19 protein-coding genes and 1 pseudogene are annotated in these 20,818 nt (G+C 43.3%); 10 read left to right on the top strand and 10 right to left on the bottom strand.

The genetic code is table 11. From position 1 onward, the window contains the following. Nucleotides 1-10 precede the first annotated feature (10 nt). On the top strand, nt 11-874 hold the full coding sequence (locus MAR181_RS03880; protein WP_013795288.1) for a hypothetical protein: 864 nt from the start codon (nt 11-13) through the stop codon (nt 872-874). On the opposite strand, the gene MAR181_RS03875 is transcribed toward MAR181_RS03880, so the two are convergent. The 4 genes from MAR181_RS03875 to MAR181_RS03860 all read right to left on the bottom strand — a co-directional run bounded on the left by MAR181_RS03875 (nt 871) and on the right by MAR181_RS03860 (nt 4,706). After that, on the bottom strand, nt 871-1,278 hold the full coding sequence (locus tag MAR181_RS03875; RefSeq protein ID WP_245546234.1) for a hypothetical protein: 408 nt from the start codon (nt 1,276-1,278) through the stop codon (nt 871-873). The genes MAR181_RS03880 and MAR181_RS03875 overlap by 4 nt on opposite strands. Before the next feature lie 112 nt (nt 1,279-1,390). Next, complete coding sequence (locus tag MAR181_RS03870; protein ID WP_013795286.1) at nt 1,391-2,266, bottom strand: SDR family oxidoreductase; 876 nt, start codon at nt 2,264-2,266, stop codon at nt 1,391-1,393. Beyond that, a complete protein-coding gene (locus MAR181_RS03865; protein WP_013795285.1) occupies nt 2,263-3,039 on the bottom strand; it encodes a TatD family hydrolase in 777 nt (258 codons plus the stop codon). Before MAR181_RS03865 ends, MAR181_RS03870 begins: the two co-directional genes overlap by 4 nt. A 110-nt stretch (nt 3,040-3,149) precedes the next feature. Then, on the bottom strand, nt 3,150-4,706 hold the full coding sequence (locus MAR181_RS03860; protein WP_013795284.1) for a phosphoenolpyruvate carboxykinase: 1,557 nt from the start codon (nt 4,704-4,706) through the stop codon (nt 3,150-3,152). A gap of 506 nt (nt 4,707-5,212) precedes the next feature. On the opposite strand from MAR181_RS03860, the gene gndA reads away from it, so the two are divergent. After that, complete coding sequence (gene gndA, locus MAR181_RS03855; protein WP_013795283.1) at nt 5,213-6,736, top strand: NADP-dependent phosphogluconate dehydrogenase; 1,524 nt, start codon at nt 5,213-5,215, stop codon at nt 6,734-6,736. An 87-nt stretch (nt 6,737-6,823) separates the two neighbouring features. Here gndA and trmJ read toward each other — a convergent pair whose 3' ends face one another. Then, nucleotides 6,824-7,546, bottom strand: a complete 723-nt coding sequence (gene trmJ, locus MAR181_RS03850) for a tRNA (cytosine(32)/uridine(32)-2'-O)-methyltransferase TrmJ (protein WP_013795282.1) — start codon at nt 7,544-7,546, stop codon at nt 6,824-6,826. Nucleotides 7,547-7,803: 257 nt separating this feature from the next. On the opposite strand from trmJ, the gene MAR181_RS03845 reads away from it, so the two are divergent. Next, the gene (locus MAR181_RS03845; RefSeq protein ID WP_013795281.1) at nt 7,804-8,592 is read left to right on the top strand and encodes an inositol monophosphatase family protein; all 789 of its coding nucleotides are present in this window, start codon (nt 7,804-7,806) and stop codon (nt 8,590-8,592) included. Between the two features lie 80 nt (nt 8,593-8,672). Here the strand turns inward: MAR181_RS03845 and MAR181_RS03840 are convergent, their stop codons facing one another. From MAR181_RS03840 to MAR181_RS03825, 4 genes and pseudogenes are all read right to left on the bottom strand, one after another. Then, a complete protein-coding gene (locus tag MAR181_RS03840; protein WP_013795280.1) occupies nt 8,673-9,713 on the bottom strand; it encodes a Gfo/Idh/MocA family protein in 1,041 nt (346 codons plus the stop codon). A gap of 88 nt (nt 9,714-9,801) precedes the next feature. Beyond that, a pseudogene (locus MAR181_RS03835) lies at nt 9,802-10,430 on the bottom strand (YceH family protein). Nucleotides 10,431-10,468: 38 nt separating this feature from the next. Next, nucleotides 10,469-11,260 (bottom strand): sterol desaturase family protein, encoded by a 792-nt coding sequence (locus MAR181_RS03830; RefSeq protein ID WP_013795279.1) that lies wholly within the window; start codon nt 11,258-11,260, stop codon nt 10,469-10,471. A gap of 197 nt (nt 11,261-11,457) precedes the next feature. Then, entirely contained in the window at nt 11,458-12,606 is a 1,149-nt protein-coding gene (locus MAR181_RS03825) for a MalY/PatB family protein (RefSeq protein ID WP_013795278.1), read from the bottom strand. A gap of 380 nt (nt 12,607-12,986) precedes the next feature. On the opposite strand from MAR181_RS03825, the gene betI reads away from it, so the two are divergent. From betI to MAR181_RS03800, 5 genes are all read left to right on the top strand, one after another. Further along, entirely contained in the window at nt 12,987-13,586 is a 600-nt protein-coding gene (gene betI / locus MAR181_RS03820) for a transcriptional regulator BetI (RefSeq protein WP_013795277.1), read from the top strand. A 114-nt stretch (nt 13,587-13,700) separates the two neighbouring features. Next, the gene (locus MAR181_RS03815; protein ID WP_013795276.1) at nt 13,701-14,636 is read left to right on the top strand and encodes a choline ABC transporter substrate-binding protein; all 936 of its coding nucleotides are present in this window, start codon (nt 13,701-13,703) and stop codon (nt 14,634-14,636) included. An 83-nt stretch (nt 14,637-14,719) separates the two neighbouring features. Then, nucleotides 14,720-15,565, top strand: coding sequence for a choline ABC transporter permease subunit (gene choW, locus MAR181_RS03810; RefSeq protein ID WP_013795275.1), 846 nt, complete (start codon nt 14,720-14,722; stop codon nt 15,563-15,565). A 3-nt stretch (nt 15,566-15,568) separates the two neighbouring features. Then, entirely contained in the window at nt 15,569-16,756 is a 1,188-nt protein-coding gene (gene choV, locus MAR181_RS03805; protein ID WP_013795274.1) for a choline ABC transporter ATP-binding protein, read from the top strand. 210 nt (nt 16,757-16,966) lie between these two features. Beyond that, the gene (locus MAR181_RS03800) at nt 16,967-18,250 is read left to right on the top strand and encodes an MFS transporter (protein ID WP_013795273.1); all 1,284 of its coding nucleotides are present in this window, start codon (nt 16,967-16,969) and stop codon (nt 18,248-18,250) included. Between the two features lie 27 nt (nt 18,251-18,277). On the opposite strand, the gene MAR181_RS03795 is transcribed toward MAR181_RS03800, so the two are convergent. Further along, entirely contained in the window at nt 18,278-18,883 is a 606-nt protein-coding gene (locus MAR181_RS03795) for a LysE/ArgO family amino acid transporter (protein ID WP_013795272.1), read from the bottom strand. Nucleotides 18,884-18,970: 87 nt separating this feature from the next. Between MAR181_RS03795 and MAR181_RS03790 the strand changes: the two genes are divergently transcribed. Further along, complete coding sequence (locus tag MAR181_RS03790; protein ID WP_013795271.1) at nt 18,971-19,852, top strand: ArgP/LysG family DNA-binding transcriptional regulator; 882 nt, start codon at nt 18,971-18,973, stop codon at nt 19,850-19,852. 73 nt (nt 19,853-19,925) lie between these two features. After that, the gene (gene galU / locus MAR181_RS03785; protein ID WP_013795270.1) at nt 19,926-20,762 is read left to right on the top strand and encodes a UTP--glucose-1-phosphate uridylyltransferase GalU; all 837 of its coding nucleotides are present in this window, start codon (nt 19,926-19,928) and stop codon (nt 20,760-20,762) included. Nucleotides 20,763-20,818: the final 56 nt, after the last annotated feature.

Here is a 20,818-nt window from a genome sequence, read left to right as displayed (position 1 = left end):
AGGAAAAGACATGTACGAAGAAGCCAGTAACTCAAATTTAATCATGCTATTGCATACGGCCATTTACCCCTTTATCGCCGCGCTAATAGTCAGTTTTATTACTGGCAAATTACTGCGTTCATCGTCTTTTTTAGGCTATCTCGGTGGTTTTATTGTAGGGCTCAGTCTGATCCATTCAGGACTGAGCTTTCCACCAAAACAAGCGATGGATTATTATAGTATCAGTGTCATTATCGGTATTTTAGCCTTTGTCAGTCTATACCTCAGCAAAAGCTCAACGGCGTTAAAATATGGAATTTGCGCCCTATTAATCGGGACATCCTTCTACTTCTTACTTAACCCTGTGCTCCAACATTCAGGGATTCACATGAGCATCATATGGTCTGTTGCTTGTACCATCTCTACGCTTGCGTATATTTTGCTAAGCCACCAAACTAATAATAGTAACAATACTGAATCCAAAGGATTCGAAAAGTTAGAACCTCACACTCCCATGATCGGCTTGATGATCGTCGCCGGCAGCGCTGCTCCTGTTATTTCGATTGGAGGCAGTTTATTAATTGGCCAGTTACTTGGCGCTTTTGCCGCCGCCAGTGCTGGCTATCTATTGGTGAGCCTTATTACATCAAATAGACAAGCTTTTAGTAGCGCTCCTGCCGTAATTATACTGGCAGGCTTAATCAGTCAAAGCCATGTTTTAGCAGACATTCCTCTACACGTCATGATCTTAATAGCTGCCTCTTGCTTCGTGACACCGATTGTCCGTAACTTAACGCAAAAGGCCATACCAACCATTATCAGCCAAGCCATTCTGAGCATCCTCATTAGTGGCTTTTGCTTATGGTTAGTATGGCCTGAAAGTAGCCTCTACTAGTCTTTAAAAATAGAACGTGAAGGACGCCATAATGGTAGAATGAATGCCATTATGGCGCAATTGACAGCACTGTAAGACAACAAATAGAGCGAATCGTCATAACCCAACTCTAAATGCAATGACACAATCAAAAAGTTTGGCAACACAATCAAAATCCAAATAAAAATGGCCAGAAAGAATTGTCCAATACGTGTTAAATTTCTGACTCTTAACATTAACCAAGCTGTGAACCACAAATACACGAAACTTGAAATCAGAAATATCACCAGCACATCCCAGCTTGGAAGTTCTGCTGCGTCATGCAATACAAAACGACCTAAAAATTGCGTTGGGGTTGATGCATACCAAAGAACGCCTACCAACACTTGGAAGACAAACACGACCATTACCGCTTTAAGATTCATTTTATGCACGTCAACTCCTGCTCTATCTGCATATCAAAGGTCAACCATTGACCTTGAAAAGACATGAGCGAGTGTTAGATCCCAAACGAGCCTTCAACCGTTCATGTCTTCATCAACTAACTTGATATAATTCCTTTACCAGACTTCTTAGTTTTGATCGCCAAGGTCGCTGCTTGATACCAAAGTGATTAAACACTTTTCGACAAGACAGAGATTGTCGCTTCATTGCGACTTGCGATACACCTTCTACACTATCCGATGGTGCTTCAACATCGACTTGCGCTCTTGAATCATACTGAGCCGCCGCAGCTAAAATCGCTTCAACCAATCCAATCCAACTAATTTCCTCAGCACAGCAATAGTGATAAATCCCTTTACTCTCTGCGCCATAATGACTCTGATTAACCATCGACAACACCACTCTAACTAAGTCAGAAACTGGCGTCGGACTACCAATCAGGTCATCTTTATAAGCAAGATTAACGCCACCCTGAATCGACTCCAGAGTACGACAAACAAAATCATCACCCTGACCACTAAACAACCAACCCGTTCGCAGCACAATATTTTGTGGGTGATTTAACACTTCCAATTCCGCCTGAATTAACGCTTTAGCATATGCACTGTTGCCATCTGGCACATCTTTTTCCGAATAAGCCAAGCCTTTATCACCCGAAAACACACGAGCACTGCTCAACATAATCAGAGGTGCAAATGCCTCTTGGCTTAAAAACGTCAATACTCCTAAAAACTTGTCATAATCAGATTGCAAAGCATGACGTAAACTCAGTGCATCGATGACCACATCAAAGGTCATGGCTTTTAACTCATCACGTCGAGTTGCATCCAGCAACAGCGCTTCGTCTGGACACAACCATTCAAATTCTGGTTTATCTTGGGTTAGGTTTAAAAAAGCCGCTCCCACTTCTGTTCCCGAACCCAGCAGCAAAATACGGATCGGCGCATTAATGTCTTGTTTATTATTCAAAGTAAGCCCTCATGCCACTTAGGAAAAACTCGTAGTAGATTATCATAGCTATCAACAGCAATCTGCTCTACTTCTTCATTCCTAATAATGGCAACACTCTTCGCCACTTCAAGAATAGACAAGGGAGTATTCATCTGCCCTTGAAATCCATACAAAGGCATATCAGGGGAATCCGTTTCCAGTACATAAGATTGTCGATCCAAAGCCTGTAATACACGCTGCGCTTTCTTAGCCCTTGGATACGTCACCGTACCACCAATGCCTAAAACAAACCCCAACTCAACAAACCGCTGTGCTTGTTCGTAACTGCCATTAAAAGCGTGGATGGTACCACCTGTTTTCAAGCCCACCTGACGAAGACATTGATATACCAAGTCATAACTTTTCCTAGCATGTATCACGACTGGTAACGCCAGTGATTTAGCAATAACCAATTGACGAATAAAAAACTCTCTCTGCACCTCTAACGACAATGAACCAGGCCAATTATCTAAGCCAATCTCACCTATCGCGATGGCCCCATCCTCACATTGAGTCGCCAAATTATCTAGCTCAGACAATTCAGCCCCCTTAAGAAAGTAAGGATGCAAACCGTAAGCAATACGCCACTCAGGATATTGCTTTGACAACTCAAGCAAACGCCCCCAACGAGACGATACCGTTGCTGGCACTAAAAAGTGTTTTATGCCAGCTCCCAAACAACGAGCCATCAACTCTTCACGCTGTTCGTCGAACACATCAAAATCAAGATGACAATGAGTATCTATATACATATACAAAAGATTACATTATTTATTACGCAAATGGCCAGTTTAAATTTTAGCCAGAAACAAAAAAGCCGTGACAGAGTCACGGCTTTTAAAAAACTTAGGTAAAAAAGCAATTAGAGAGCTGGACCAGCCTTTATAATCGCCTCAGAAACAGTATCAAACTTCTTAAAGTTCTCTACAAATTGTGCAATCAAGTTCTTCGCTTGCGTTTCATAGGCCACCTGGTCAGACCAAGTCTTACGAGGGTTCAGCAACACACTATCAACACCAGGCACTTGAGTTGGAACGTCTAGATTAACATCCGCAAGATGCTCTGTTTCCACATCAATCAAAGCACCTGACTGAATAGCCGAGATCACAGCACGAGTCGTAGGAATACTAAAGCGCTTACCACCCTGGCCATGGGCACCACCCGTCCAACCAGTATTGACTAGGTACACCTTACTACCAAACTCTTCAATGCGCTTAATCAGAAGATCCGCATACACATCTGCGGAACGAGGGAAGAAAGGCGCGCCAAAACAGGTTGAAAATGTCGATTTAATACCACTGCCAGCTCCCATCTCTGTCGAACCAACCAAAGCAGTATAACCACTTAAGAAATGATAAGCTGCCGCTTCTTTGGTCAAAATAGACACAGGTGGAAGCACGCCAGTCAAGTCACAGGTTAAGAAAATAATGGCATTTGGCTCACCCGCACGATTTTCAGGCGCGCGCTTTTCGATATGTTCACGAGGGTAACCCGCACGGCCATTTTGCGTCAAAGACGTGTCTGCATAATCGGCAACTCGTGTTTGCGGATCAAGCACAACGTTTTCAACAATCGTACCAAACTTAATCGCATCCCAAATAATAGGCTCATTCTTTTTCGACAAATCAATGGTTTTTGCGTAACAGCCACCTTCGATATTAAATACCGTATCTTTACCCCAACCGTGTTCATCATCGCCAATTAAGAAGCGCTCAGGATCGGCTGACAAGGTTGTTTTACCCGTTCCAGACAGGCCAAAAAACAAGGTCACGTCATCCTCTGTTCCAACATTCGCAGCACAATGCATTGGCAATACATCGTGCGCTGGCAACAAGTAGTTTTGTACAGAGAACATAGCTTTTTTCATTTCGCCTGCGTAACGCATGCCAGCAATCAAAACTTTACGTTCAGCAAAGTTTAAAATCACACAGCCGTCAGAGTTAGTACCATCACGCTCAGGCTCACAAACAAAGTTAGGGGCATTTAAAATCTGCCACTCACCTTTAGAAGTCGGGTTGTATGTTTCTGGACGAATAAACAAATTACGTCCAAACAAATGATGCCAAGCCGTTTCTGTTCGCATGATGACAGGTAGATAATATTCATCGCCCGCACCGACATGAATATTAGAGACAAAAGATTCTTGATTATCCAAATAAGTGGTTACGCGATCCCACAATGGCGCAAACTTATCTTCTGGAAAAGCTCGGTTAACCGGCCCCCAATGAATACTATCTTTACTTGAGGCCTCTTCTACTATGAAACGATCCATTGGAGAACGACCTGTACGAGCACCTGTTTCAACAACAAGTGCGCCATTATCGGCTAGAACCCCTTCGCCATTTTGCAATGCCTTCTCCACCAACTGAGGTGTCGTTAGGTTCTTATGAATTCTAGTTACTTCCGATGCGGAGTTCATTACGCTAAATCCTCTGTACGATAAGGGTTGACTGATATTTTTTATAATTATGAACTGAATTTATTCTGTGAAATCGATAGTAACAAATCATTCTAAGAAAACATATTGTTATAACAAACTGTTATTTTATTACCATTTTGAAAGCCAACTATATAATGTAACCAATTGATAAATATAATAATAAATAAAAATATGACACTCTAAAAAGCCAGAAACGCTATTTTGCTGAATATTTGAACAATTTTTTTGTAGTTTTCTTTCTTTTTAGTAGTCTTTCTACTAAGCCGAAAATTGCTTACCAAAAAAATACCCCACAAAAGATAGGGTCATAATTGGGCGATTTTATCGACGAAAACCCCTATAAAGACTAGGGACTCTGAAAAAAAAGCATAAAAAAACCTATTTTTTTGAATTTTTCTGTCCCTTATTACCTCCTGATGTTTGTTTCTTCATGGTAAGATAATTTCCTCAATTCCCCCAATTGTTCAAAAGGTTGATCGATATTTATGTTAGAAACGAATCAGAACTGCAATATTGGATTTGTCGGCCTGGGTGTCATGGGAAAAAACTTGGCCTTAAACTTAGCTGATCATGGCTACCGAGTTGCAGGTTTTGATCTTGACACACATAAAGTACAAGATGTTTTGGCAACAGAAGCCGCCGAACGTCCTGACCCTTCGGCTCCAGCTCGAATTATCGGCTGCGGCAGCATGGAAGAAATGCTATCCAATTTAGTTAAACCCCGCGTTATTGTCGTTTTGGTGCCAGCAGGCAAACCTGTTGATGCCGTTTGCCAAAACCTAATCAAAGCCGGTTTAGAAGCAGATGACATTGTCGTTGATTGCGGTAACAGCCAATGGACAGACACCATTCGTCGCGAAGCGGAATACAAGAAGCAGTTCAAGTTCTTTGGCACCGCCGTATCCGGTGGTGAAGTTGGCGCACGCTTCGGGCCTTCTTTAATGCCTGGTGGCGATGCCGATTCATGGAAATATTTACAACCTATGTGGGAAGCGGTTGCAGCCAAGGTAGACAAAGACGGTAACCCTATTGTCAGCAATACTCCTGGCAAACCGGTCACTGAAGGAGAGCCTTGTACGGCTTACCTTGGACCAGATGGCGCAGGCCACTATGTTAAAATGGTTCACAATGGCATTGAATACGCTGACATGCAGTTAATTTGTGAGGCCTACCATTTACTGCGTTCTCTATTAGGTTACGAACCCGAAGAGATCGGCAAGTTGTTCGAAAAGTGGAACCAAGGTGTTCTAAACAGTTACTTAGTCGAAATCTCAGCGGACATTCTTCAGCAATACGATCACCAAACTGGCGCCCCATTAGTTGACATGATTTTGGACAGCGCTGGCCAAAAAGGCACAGGTCGCTGGACCTCAATTAGCGCCACTCAAATGGGCGTACCTGCGGGCATTATCAGCGAGTCTGTTTATGCACGAGCACTCAGCACATTGACTACTGAGCGAGAGTACGCAGCCGCCAAACTGGTCGCTGAAGTAGAAAGTGGTGAGATTGAAGCCAGTGACGTCGAAGCGGCGATTGAAGAAGCCTTGTATTGCGCCAAAATTTGCGCCTACGCACAAGGTTTCCAACTTATGCGTGCCGCACAAACCGAGTATAACTGGACGTTAAACTTCAGTGATATCGCGAAAATATGGCGTGGTGGCTGCATCATTCGAGCTTCATTCCTACAAAAAATTGCGGACGCTTTTACCACAAACCCAGAACTTGAGAACCTATTGCTCAGCGATTACTTTGCTGATGCTATGGCTTCTAAACAGAAAGGGCTTCGCAAAGCCGTTGTTCTCGCCGCACAATCAGGCATTCCAACACCATCATTCTTCTCAGCATTAGCCTATTTTGATGGCTATCGCTCTGAAGTTTTGCCGGCCAACTTATTGCAAGCGCAACGAGATTATTTCGGCGCTCATACTTATGAGCGAGTCGATGGTGAAGCAGGCCAGAAGTACCATACCTTCTGGCAAGAAAAAGGTCGTCCTGAACGCAAAGCCTAGAGCCTTTAAACGATAAAAAACCACGACTTCAATATTAGAAATCGTGGTTTTTTTATTTCTGGATTTATCAATTTTAATATCAAAGCATTAAGACCTGGCTTGCTTTTCCATCGAGGTCAACATGCCACGCAACATGCCATATTCTTGTTGGTCGAGTCGAGAACGTTGAAATAAGCGTCTAAACCTTGGCATCACTTGCATTGGCATATCTGGGTCGAGAAACTCAATGTCGACCAAGACCTTTTCTAAATGTGCCAACAAGTAATCCACTTGCTCAACTGTCGCCGCCGGAACATCCCATTTATTCTGCACAGCAGGAGCATCTTGGGAGGCAAGAAACTTCATGCGCAATTCATAAGCAATCACCTGCACGGCCGCCCCAAGATTCAATGAGCTAAAAGAAGCCACAGAGGGAATATGCACATGATAATGACAACGCTGAAGTTCTTCATTCGTCAGCCCTCTGTCCTCTCGACCGAATACAAAAGCCGTTTCTAATCCTTCATTGAAAACCAAATCAGCGGACTCTCGAGGATCCACCAATGGCCAAGGTATGGTGCGTTCACGAGCACTGGTACCAATCACTAACTGACAATCAGCTAATGCTTCTTCTAGGGTTTCCACGACCACTGCGCTTTCTAAAAGATCGGTTGCACCAGAAGCTCGACTCACCGCTTCTTGACTTGGGTAGTCCCTTGGCGCCACCAGATAAAGGTCTGCCAAGCCCATATTTTTCATCGCTCGAGCAGCGCCCCCTATGTTGCCAGGATGAGACGTATTCACCAGAACGATGCGAACTTTATTTTGCATGATGATAGATACCAGCTAAGAAATAATGTAAATCCACGTATCTTAACAGATATTTTTTGGCATTCATTTAATTGGTTAGTTTTTCGCCAATATTTCTCTAGCCAATATAGGATTATTAAGCTAGAATTCGCGCTCAAATTTTGGCTCCCAGATCTCGTATCTGGCACGCCCGCTCTTTAACACTTTATCTGGCAACTGCTGCTCCCTTACAAAGGGCGGGTAGTACATATTTAATGACGAATTAATGATGGTAAATTATGCAACCTAGAATCAATGTCGCAATAAAAGCAGCCCGTGCCGCTGCAGAATACATAGTTCATTCTCAAGAGAAATTATTATTTGATAAGGAACAAGGCAAATCTGCTGCGGAAGTTTACGCTGCCGTTTGTTCTGGTGCTGAACGCAGCATTGTTTACCATCTAGAAAAAGCTTACCCTGCGGATACCATCACCACTCGTTTACAAGGTTCAGTACAAACTGGAGAAGAAGGCGAATGGATTATTGATGCGATTCAAGGACAACATTTGTTCTCTCGTGGGTTAGCTGGTCATGTGATTACCATCAGTTATGTTGTTGCCGGTAAAGTAGAGCACGCCCTTGTGCTTAACCCTCATACTCGTGATGAATTCTACGCAAGTAAAGGCCGAGGCGCTTACTTAAACAACTCTCGAATTCGCAGTAGCTCTGCTCGTGCGATAGAAAATACCAGCTTAGCAGCGCAATTCCCTGCAACAGATCGCACATCAACCTACCTTGAAGGCCAATTGGCGGTACTTTCTGATGTCGCTCAACAAGGCGCCCGCGTTGTTATGCAGGATGCGCCAGCACTGATGCTAGCCAACGTTGCAGCAGGTCGTTTAGACGGTGCTTGGGGCATTAAGTTACAAGAATGGGAAATGCAAGCGCCTCTGTTTATCGCTAAAGAAGCCGGTGCTTTAATTGCCGCTTTTGATGGCTCTCCAAGCTTGGAGACAGGTGACGTTCTATGTGCAGCGCCGCGTTTGTTTAAAGTATTATTGCCTGTGTTAAACAAACACCTTAACTAAGCTTTTCTTTACCGAAAAACAAAAAAAGCCTCATTCCCAAACTTTGGCAATGAGGCTTTTTATTATCTGGGTCAGCCTGTTTAGTGCTTATGATGGCTGTGCTCATGATGATGGTGATCTAGGTCTTCATGAGACGGTTGCTCTTCTCCTGGATAATACAAGCCCATATCCTGGCGCACTTCATCCAATGTCGCCATTAATGCCAGACTATCTTGCCAACTGTGATTTGGACTTTGCAATAGACCTTCTTCGAGACAACGGTTTACTTCATCGACTTCGAATTGATAGCCCATACCAGGAAAATCAAATTCAACCGCACGTTCATTGTTAGCCTCATCGACTATGCGACATGACCTTGCACAGAACCATTCAGAGTCAATTTCGATATAGCCTTTTGTACCTGATAGAATCGCTCGATTCGGATGACAAGAAATCAAAGATGCTTCTAATGAAGCCAGCTGTCCGTTTTCCCAACCCAACAAAATTTGCTCAAACACATCCACATCCGTGTCACCAATGACAGCTTGGTTTTGAACAAAATCCGGCTTACCAAAAAACAGCTGAGCTAAGAACACAGGGTAGATACCCACATCCAATAAAGCTCCACCACCCAGTTCAAGATTCATTAATCTGTGATTCGGGTCAGTCGGAGCAACAAAATTAAAACTCGCCTGAATGCTTTGTAAATGGCCGATTTCACCCTCTTCAACCCATTCTAATACTTGCTCAATAACAGGATTAAAACGTGTCCACATGGCTTCCATTACAAAGACTTCATGACGCTCTGCCAACTCATAAAGCTCACTCGCTTGGGCTTCATTAAGGGTAAAAGGTTTCTCACACAATACCGCTTTTCCCGCTAAGATACAGGCTTTTGCTAAGTCATAGTGATGTACATGTGGGGTGGCAATGTAGATCACATCCACTTCATGACTGTTAATCAAGGAGAAGTAGTCCACAAACGCGAGCTCAATATCAAATTTTGCAGAAAAGGCATCAGCGGACGCTTTATTTCTGGAAGCGACAGCTCTAAGCTCTCCCGACTTCACATAACGGAAATCACTCGCGAATGCATTGGCGATTTGCCCCGTACCGATAATTCCCCAGCGTAACGTCTTCATCGCTTCCCCCTCAACCTAACCAAATGCGGTTATTTCAAACGAAACAACCGAGCTGTAAAAAATGCCCTAAGTTTGACCTTAAAGGTCATTATAGTCCACTGGCATTTTCTAACGCTTGAATTCGATCAATTAAACTCGATACCTGAGACTCCAATTCATTTACTCTGGTTTCAAGTGAAGCATCACTCAACGGATATGAATCCTCATTAGACAAGACAGTGACGACTCGTTCAACCCCCATGCAAAAGCACTCTTGAAAACGAGCTTCCCGTTTGCCCGCTTGCTTAGGTAAGGCCTCAACATAAGGACCACCTACCATACTTTTCAACGCCTCCAAAGCGGCTTCCACCTCCTCTCTCGAGTCAAAATCATGTAAACGCCCACTTCGAGAACGCAGTTCACCCGGAGTTTGTGGCCCTCGTAAAAATAGCAGGCAAATCACCGCAGTTTGCCCTGCATTGAATTTCAGGTCCGAAAATTCAGTATTACAGAATCGATGTTGATATTTGCTCACACGACTATGGCCACCAGCCACTTCGGAGATCAATCCACGTTCAACCAGGGAATCACTGCGTCCTGAACCTCTTGCTCTGACAAATTCATCACAGGCTCACGATTGGATTTCTGGTTACAAGCGGTTTGTAATGAATTAAGACTCAACGGATAATATTCTGGAGTCGTAATTGCTTTCTCGATGAGGCAACCAATCACACGCATTTCGATGAAATTAATTTCATGGTAGCTCATAATATTTCCTACTTTTGTTTACGAATAACCAATTTAAAGGGCATGATTAATAACGCTTTAAACGAATTAGGTTGGTATGTTTTAGTATTAGGTAAGCCAATGCGGATTGCCGCATCCCCTCCAAGCGCCTGCTGACATTTAGTGGCAAATAACCCGTCCCAAATACTCAGAAAAAAACCAAAATTACGGTTCGCTTCCAGGTCTCGACGAGAATGATGAATCCGATGCATGTCTGGCGTCACTAGGACCCGCTGCACGATGGATTCCACTTGACGCGGTAAGCGAGCATTAGTGTGATTAAACATGGCAGAAGCGTTCAATAAAATATCGAATAGCAAGACCGCGATAATAGGAATACCCAACAAATAAATCGCCAGCGCTTTAATCACCAAAGACAAAATGATTTCAATAGGGTGGAAACGTACTGCCGAGCTCACGTCCAACTCAGGATCTGAATGGTGAACTCGATGAATCCGCCATAGCCAAGGAATTCGATGAAAAAGTCTATGTTGCCAGTAGATCAAACAGTCCAAGCAAACAACACTTAATAAAACGGTTAGCCAAGTTGGCCAAGCCAATTGAGAAAATAAACCAACGTCATCACCCAACATAGCAATAAAGGACAATAGAAGAGGCTGGATGAGGCGCACACAAATGGCCCCAATAAATAACAAGGATAAGTTATGTGGCCAACGTTTTCGCCACAATAATAAGATACTTCTTGGTTGCCACCATTGCCAAGCAATTAGGAAAACAAAAAAGATTGCAAAAACACCAAAACGAACCGAAAAATCAATCATTTAGTACACAAATAAATTGATACTTAAAGCAACGTATCCTTCTATGCCAAATACCCTCATAAATAAGTGAATAGCCCCCTGCGATTCACAGCAAAATATGACTGACACTCGCGTTATAAGTTCCTTAAGAGAGACATGACGACGTTATCATCACAAGGCAATTGCATATCTGATAACACGAGATCCATCTTCATTCATCAAACCACATTCTTTAATGCTGCCTCAATACGATTCAAGGCTTGTTCGAGAACACTCTTAGGACAACCAAAGTTTAGTCTAACGAACGAAGCATTGCCGAAATCCTTACCCGATGAAACACCTACACCAGCGTTTAAGAAAAATTCATATGGATCTTCAACGGATAAGGCAGAGGCATCGATCCAAGCAAGATAAGTTCCTTCTAAAGAACTCATCTTCAGTGGTGTGTTAGCCAATCGCTGAGCTAAATAGTCTCGATTTTGACGTAAGTATTCCAACAAACTCTGATGCCATTGCTGTCCATCTTCATAGGCTGATATAGCGGCCGTTAGGCCCAACATGTTCGGAGAGGCCACTAAGCCAGCTCGGGCTTGCTTAAATGTTTGTCGTAACTTGGCATTTTCTATCACTGCAAATGCATAGCCTAACCCAGCGATATTAAAGGTTTTGCTTGGCGCCATTAAGGTAATCGTACGTTGAGCCACATCCTCATTTAAGCTAGCAAAAGGAACATGAGGTAAATTTTCTAAGATAAGATCACAATGAATCTCATCACTGACTACCAATAAATCGTACTTCTCAGCAATCGAGTGAATAGCAAGTAGCTCTTTACGGCGAAACACGGTCCCACCAGGGTTGTGAGGATTACATAACAGTACCATTTTACTGTTTTGTTTAGCACATGCCGCTTCAAAGGCTTGCATGTCAGGCAACCAACGATCATTCTGCAAAACCATGTCGACCTTATGTAATTCGCGGCCAGCAAGCTCTGGCGCTTTGGTCAAATGATAATAGACCGGCCCTGGCACAACGATGCCATCGCCCTTTTCAGAAAAGATTTGAACACTTAAATGTAGTGCACAAACTAATCCCGGTAAATGTACTAAATCGCCACCTGAAACTGACCAATCGTAACGGCTCTTAAGATGGTTCTGGATGGCTAACACCAAGGCTTTCGGAGTATGAGTGTAGCCAAATACGCCTTGCTCAACTCTCTCTTTAAGAGCGGTTTTGATGCACTCAGGCGCATCAAAGTCCATATCAGCCACCCACATTGGAATAACCTGTTCGGGGTATTTTGCCCACTTGTCACTACTCATTTCAGAACGATCAATAACACGATCAAACACAGAAGAAGATACATCCATTAAGCAAGGCTCCAATCATCAATTTAACTTTCATCATACCCAGTTCATAGAAAAATCACGAGAACTTGCAAGCATTGCATCACCGTCTTCTAATACCACTATTAAAACAAGCCACAAGCTTAAAAATTCAAACCAAATAACACATTAATCAGAAAAACTTGGCCACAAAATAAAAATACTTGCTTAATTTTTATCCCAAACCGACATAAGACTTCACAAAAAAGACCCGGAAAAAAATTAAAATTACATTTTTATTAATTAAATCATTAAGTTAAATTGCTTAGAGAACTAATATTTAGAATTGTCAAGGGTTGACCTAAATTGCACAATCAGCCTAGTATAGTTTTCGTTAAACAGTTGTTTAATAAAAAGGTTCATCAATGCCCAAAGTAGGAATGCCCGAAATACGTAAGCCTCAGCTCATCGAGGCCGCTATTAAAGCCATTGATAAATATGGTTTTTCAGGTGCTACTGTGAGTGTTATTGGCAAAAAAGCAGGCGTTTCACCCGCCATTATTAACCATTACTTTGGCGGCAAAGACGGTCTTTTCGAAGAGACCATGAAAAGCTTGATTCATGAATTTTTTGAAGTTTTATCCGATGAAGTCATGAAATCGAAAGATAAACCCGCTAAAGATAAGGTGATGGCTATAGTTAAAGCTGGTTTCAGCCAATCTCAAACTCATCCCCAAGTAGTCAAAGCTTGGATGGGATTTTGGGCGTCAGCCATGCATACACCATCGCTGTTTCGTTTACAGCGCGTTTATTCCAAGCGTCTCCAAAGCGCTTTGGTACATGTATTAAAAACCGAATTTCCAGTGGCACAGGCACGCGATGTGGCCTTCACTGTGGCAGCCATGATTGATGGCATGTGGTTGCAAGGGTCTTTGGCTGGCGGCATCCACAAAGAAACATCGGCTAAACTCATACAAGATTACTTAGATCTGGTCATGCCTGATAGAGGCTATCGTCCACATTAAGTAAAAGTAAAAAATGGTCGAATAATACACCATGGAGCAAGGTAGGAAGCTTTATATTGCAATAATAAAATGGCACTAATCAATTTTTGATTATCACAAAAGAGAGGGTAAGGTATGTTAAATAAAGCAACAAAAACCGCGATCGCCATTAGTTTGGCTAGTGTGTCAGGTTTCACAATGGCAGCAAGCTGCTCAACAGTACGTTTTTCTGACGTGGGTTGGACTGATATCACAGCAACAACGGCCATTACTAGCGAAGTGGTAGAAGGCTTAGGATACAAATCCAAAACTCAATTGCTTTCTGTTCCAGTAACCTATACTTCACTTGCAAACGGCGATATCGACGTTTTCTTAGGTAACTGGATGCCAACTATGCAAGCGGATATCGAACCCTACCTAAAAGCCGGTACGGTTGAAGACCTTGGTCCAAACCTAATGGGCGCAAAATACACACTAGCGGTTAGCAAAAATGCTTATGAAGCTGGCGTAACAGATTTTGCCGCTATTGCAAAACACCGCAAAGACTTCTCTGGCCGTATCTATGGTATTGAACCTGGTAACGACGGTAACCGCATCATTCAAGACATGATCGATTCCAATGCTTTTGGCCTTGGTAATTTCCAATTAGTAGAGTCAAGTGAAGCAGGCATGCTTTCACAGGTCAGCCGTAACACTCGTCGTGGTAAATGGATTGTCTTTCTAGGTTGGGCACCGCACCCAATGAACGCCAACTTCGACATGGAATATCTGGCCGGTGGCGATGACTACTTCGGTCCAAACTATGGTGGCGCAAACGTCCATACTAACATCCGTAAAGGCTACATTGCTGAATGTCCAAATGTTGGCAAGCTACTTACCAACTTGAAATTCTCTTTGCCAATGGAAAATGAAGTCATGGGTGCCATCCTAGATGAAGGCAAAAAGCCTAATTTAGCCGCTCGTGACTGGTTAAAAGCTAACCCAGGTGTGCTTGATGCTTGGTTAGAAGGTGTCAAAACCACTTCCGGTGGCAATGGCCTAAATGCCGTTAAAGCACACTTAGGACTTTAATATCCTCTTTGTAATACCTCAACATGCTATGCAGTCAGTTTGCTGCATAGCATGTCTTATTTAATCTTCGGGAGAACACTTATATGAATTGGCTGACGGATAATAAAATTCCTCTTGGCGCCTGGATGGAAAACTTTGTCGATTGGCTAGTTGATGCAGCTTCCGTTTTTTTCGATCTTGTTTCAATCACATTAGAAACCATGATTATCTCTATGGTAGATGCCATTGAGTGGCTTCACCCATTAGTGGTTATTGGCGTCGTATTAGCAGGTGCTTGGTTCCTTCATCGCAGTATCGGCCTGCTGGTTTTTATCGCAGCAGCTCTGTTGTTAATTATTAACATGGGCTATTGGGTTGAAACCATTCAAACCTTAGTACTTGTTGTTTCAGCAACAGCAATAAGCGTCATGATTGGTGTGCCAATTGGCATCGCGGCAGCTCATAGACCTTGGCTTTATACTTTTCTGCGCCCCATATTGGATTTAATGCAAACGATTCCAACCTTTGTTTATCTAATCCCAACCCTCATTCTGTTTGGCTTAGGTTATGTACCAGGTCTGATTTCAACCATTATTTTTGCTATTGCCGCACCTATTCGTTTGACTTACCTGGGCGTCAGCAAGGTACCAAATGAGTTACTAGAAGCCGGCTTAGCATTTGGCTGCACGAAATCCAAACTGCTTTATAAAGTCGAACTGCCTGCTGCTATGCCAAGTATTATGGCTGGGGTGACTCAATGTATCATGCTGTCCCTTTCTATGGTGGTGATTGCCGCCTTGGTCGGCGCTGACGGACTCGGTAAACCCGTCGTTCGTGCACTTAATACCGTAAATATATCTCAAGGTTTTGAAGCCGGTGTTGCCATCGTATTAGTGGCCATCATTCTTGACCGTATTTGCAAAACCCCATCCGTTAAGAACGAGGTTTAATTCATGGCTGTTGTATCAATTGAAAATGTCGACATTGTTTTCGGCGACAATCAAAATCAAACCTTACCCTTAATGGACAAAGGCCACAGCCGTGATGAAATCCTTGGAATGTCTGGCGATGTAGTTGGTGTGCAAAATGCCAATATCGAAGTTAATGAAGGTGAAATCTGTGTGTTGATGGGCTTGTCAGGCTCAGGTAAATCTACCCTTCTTCGAGCGGTTAATGGCTTAAATAAAATTGCCCGTGGTCGCTGCCTTGTCAGAGACGGCGACAAGATGATTGATATGGCAAAGTGTGATGACAGCACTCTACGCCATATGCGAACTCACCGTGTGTCTATGGTCTTCCAAAGCTTCGCCCTTATGCCTTGGCTAACCGTGCTAGAGAACGTTGCTTTCGGACTAGAAATGCAAGGCATGCCAAAAGAAGAACGTCTCCAAAAAGCACGAGAACAGCTCAAAATGGTCAGTTTGGATCAGTGGGCTGACAAAAAACCAGACGAACTGTCGGGTGGTATGCGCCAACGCGTTGGCTTGGCTCGTGCTTTTGTCATGGACACAGACGTACTATTAATGGATGAGCCTTTCTCAGCACTAGACCCATTAATCCGTTCTCAATTACAAGACGAATTAATCGAACTTCAGAAACGTTTAAATAAAACCATTATCTTTGTCAGCCACGACCTAGACGAAGCCCTTAAGATCGGTACAAAAATTGCCATCATGGAATCGGCTCGCATTATTCAAGAAGATGCACCGGAACAAATCGTGTTGAATCCAGCAACAGAATACGTTGAGAAATTTGTCGCCCACACAAACCCACTCAATGTACTATGTGGCAGCTCTTTAATGACGCCGATTGATCAACTGGTCGAAAGAGATGGTCACATCATGATCAATGATAATACTTGGCTAGAACTGGATAACGGCAAGCTAATAAAAGTTTATAATAGTAAGGGAGAAATGGTAACCGTGGATTGGTCGCCTGAAACCAACTTAGCCAATTCACCAAAAGACGCTGTATTCCTTGTTCCGGCTAACATTGCTATGCGTGAAGCGGTTGAAATACGTTATCACGCTGAGCAATTTATGATTCTCATGGAAGGTGATCAATGTCTAGGGGTGTTGCAGGATCATAACTTCTACCATGCCTTATTAGGCAAGCATTTCGGCCGAGACGAAAGCCTCTAATTTCCACAAAAAAGCGAACCAATTTGGTTCGCTTTTTTGTACTGTTTCTTAGCGTTATCCTCACGTTCAAAGTGCTTTTTCAATCGAGACAAAAAACCTTTCCCTACCGGAGAATAAGCATTGCATTCAGTAAATCTATCGGTATAGTCTGCCGAAATATTAACCAACTGCTTTTTTCAGATTTTCCAGTGAAATGAACAAGGACATGACATGTTAAAGCAAACCCTGTTGCCTATCTGGAGCTTGCTCTTTGGCATTGCGATTTTAACCATAGCCAGCGCCCTTCAAAGCTCGCTAATTGGTATCCGCGCGTCCATTGAAGAGTTCAATACGTCCGCCACAGGGTTAATCATGTCGGCCTATTATTTAGGTTTCATTGTGGGTTCCTTGATTGTACCAAACTGGATCAAGAACGTTGGCCATATTCGAGTCTTTGCGGCGGTGGCTTCCCTAGCCTCTATCACCATCCTAATGCAGTCAGTGTTGGTTAATCCTTGGTTTTGGATCTTTATGCGTATGTGTACCGGATTATGCTACGCCGCCTTGTTTATTGTCACCGAAAGTTGGCTAAATGAAATTTCCACCAATACCACACGTGGCCGTTTATTCTCCATTTATATTATTGAAATTTGGGCTTGCCAGACGTTTGGTCAGGCTCTTCTAAATATTGCCTCGCCAGGAGGTTACGGACTCTTCATTTTAACGTCCGTACTGATTTCTTTGGCCTTGGTACCATTATTATTGGTCAGAACCCCATCACCGACCATTGATATTCCGGAAAAGCTCAACATCATGGGCTTAGTTCGAACCGCGCCACTTGGTGTGACAGGCGTCACCATTGCTGGTATTACATCAGGTGCTATGCTCAGCTTAGGGGCCTTGTATGCCAAAAGCATCGGTATGAACATCATCCAAATATCCCTATTTACAGGTGCCAGTTACATCGGCGGCATGTTATTACAATGGCCGATTGGCTTGTTATCAGACCGACAAGATAGACGAGTAACCATTCTGTGGGTGGCCATCGTTGGCGGTGTAACGGCTCTCATTGTGCCTTTTGGCTACAAGATGGATAACCAGATCATCATGATGGTAGGGATGTTTATGATTGGAGCCTTTATCTTTCCCATGTATTCACTGGCATCGTCACACATTAATGATCAGCTTAGACCGGAGCAAATTTTATCCGCCAGTAGCGGTATTATCTTGCTCAATGGCGTCGGCGGGATGATTGGCCCTCTAGTGGCAGCCATTTTGATGGACTGGATCAGCCTAAACGCGCTTTTCTGGTTCGTGTCTTTCATGAACATTTTTGTCATTCTAGTGGCCTTGTACCGTATTAATGCGCAACCAGCGATGGTTATCGAAGAACAAGGGGATCAAATTCCAGTAGCACTGACCGTTTCGTCTGTTGCCACCGCAGAAATGCTAGTCGAGGCCGACTCTTCTATTCAAACCGAAGAAAAAAGCCATGAGGTGGAAATCAAGCTCTAACCACTCCGTTATTTCAAGCCACCCTCCTTAGAAAGGCTGGGTGGCAATTTGAAAGGCAATAAACCAGATCAACAGTGCATTGATACGATTAAACCAACGCCAAAATGCCGTTTTTTCCAGCAGGGCTGCACATAATCGTCCAACAAACGCTAAGGATAGAAACCACATAATGGATGCCAGTATGCCACCCATGACAAACTGCCATTTATCTTCTTGCCATTGATTGGCCAAACTGCCAATTAAAATCATGGTGTCTAAATAAAAATGCGGGTTCAACCAAGTCACAGCCAAGGCCATCATCAACAAAGGCCAAAGAGTGAGTTTTTTGGTATAAAGCTCCAAAATTAAATGCTCCTCTAGAAAGGACGCTCGCCATTTGCCGTAAGCAAACCAAGTCAAAAATGCGACACCGCCCCAACGAGATGTCATCAGTAACCAATCATGTGTTTGCAATAGCATCCCAAGTCCAAATGCGCCTAACATCATGGAGATTGCATCGCTCACAATAAACAATAATGCCAAAGGAAACGCGTAATGGCGTTTTAACGCTTGCTCTAATAAAAAGCTATTCTGCGCGCCCACCGCAATAATCAAACCACCACTGGTGATCGCACCACTCATTAAAGCCAACATAGCTCATCTCCTCATAATTGGCTTGATCTTATGCAATGGGAGAACTAAATTAAAATTAATTAAATTAAAACTACATTAGTAAAATTTATGTTTGATTATAAAGCACTTATCAGCTTACAAGCAGTGGTTAAATACCAAAGCTTTGACAAGGCTGCAACGGCACTTCACATCACTCAATCAGCGGTATCGCAAAGCATCAAACGCTTAGAGCTGGAATACGGTCGTCCGTTACTGATTCGCGCCAGACCCGTAATAGCAACCTCACTAGGAGAAAAGCTTCTTGCTCACTTAAACAAGATAAGTTTGTTAGAAGAGGGATTACAGGAAAGCATTCATGGGGAAGTCAGCCATCAGCCACTTAATATTGCGACCAACAATGACGTGCTTGCCACCTGGTTTATTCAAGTTATGAAAGCATTCGCTAGCATCAGCACCACTAAACTGCACATCAAAGCTGCTGACCAGTTACAAACTCGCAGCATGCTGCAGAGTGGGCAAGTAGTGGCTTGTTTAAGCCAGATTGGTACGCCTGTCGCGGGTGGAGATGTGGTTTTTTTGGGCGATATGAGTTACGAGTTGGTCGCAACCCAATCTTTTATTGATCACTATTTAATGGGTGACATCAGTGTCCAGTCCGTCGCCAACTCCCCTTCTCTAGTCTATAACGAAAACGATGAGCTGTGGGAAAGATACCAGAACGAATGCCTTAAAATAAAAGCCGATGCAAATAACAGCCACTGGTATCCATCTTCTCATGGGTTTGTCGAGCTCGTCATGGGTGGCACAGTCTGTGCTTTAGTTCCTAGTGTCCAAGTAAAACAGCAAATTGAAAACGGGCAGCTAATTTCCCTGTTTCCAGATGACAAAATCGCCTTGCCACTTTATTGGCATTGGTACAAACTTAACGCCCCAATATTGGATCGCTTAACTAAGGTGATATTAACTGTCACAAAAGATGCCTTATACTAATGGCATCAATGAAACAGGCTGGCTATGCCCATGTTTGGACAGCCATTTTACACAGCCATTTTAAGGAAAAACTATGATACGCAAATGTCTATTCCCTGTTGCAGGCTACGGCACCCGTTTTTTGCCAGCCACTAAGTCCATGCCCAAAGAAATGCTTCCAATCGTTAACAAACCACTTGTGCAATATGGTGTCGAAGAGGCAACAGCCGCAGGTCTTAACAATGTTACTTTTGTAACAGGACGAGGCAAACGAGCCATTGCAGATCACTTTGATATTAGCTACGAACTGGAACACCAGATCTCAGGCTCCAGTAAAGAAAAATATCTTGAAGGCATTCGTCACCTTATCGACCATGTAAACTTTTCTTTTACTCGTCAAAACAACATGTTAGGTCTAGGTCATGCCATTTTGACCGGCGAACCTTTAATCGGTGACGAAGCCTTTGGCGTCGTCTTAGCGGACGACCTTTGTTTCGGTGAAGACGACGGTGTCATGGCGCAAATGGTAAAACTCTACAACCAATTTCGTTGTACTATTGTGGCCATTGAAGAAGTACCTGAAGACGAAGTACATAAGTATGGCGTGATTAAAGGTGAATCCATGATGGAAGGACTTTTCCGAGTGACTGACATGGTTGAGAAACCATCCAAAGAAGACGCGCCATCCAACCTTGCTATTATTGGTCGCTATATTCTTACGCCAGATATCTTTGACAAAATTCGCAATACACCGCCTGGTCGAAATGGTGAAGTACAAATTACAGATGCCATCATGCAGCAAGCAAAAGAAGGGTGTGTTTTGGCTTATAAATTCAAAGGTAAGCGCTTTGATTGTGGTAGTGTCGATGGTTTTGTTGACGCGACGAATTTCTGCTACAAAAACATCTATAAAGATCCAACTGAATCTTAAAGATTAACCATCTTAAATAAGCCAGTTCGCCCTAAAAGGGTGCGCTGGCTTATTTG

The sequence above is a fragment of the Marinomonas posidonica IVIA-Po-181 genome (assembly GCF_000214215.1).
In the GTDB taxonomy this organism is placed as follows: Bacteria; Pseudomonadota; Gammaproteobacteria; order Pseudomonadales; family Marinomonadaceae; genus Marinomonas; species Marinomonas posidonica.
This window is presented reverse-complemented; position numbering and strand designations above follow the sequence as displayed.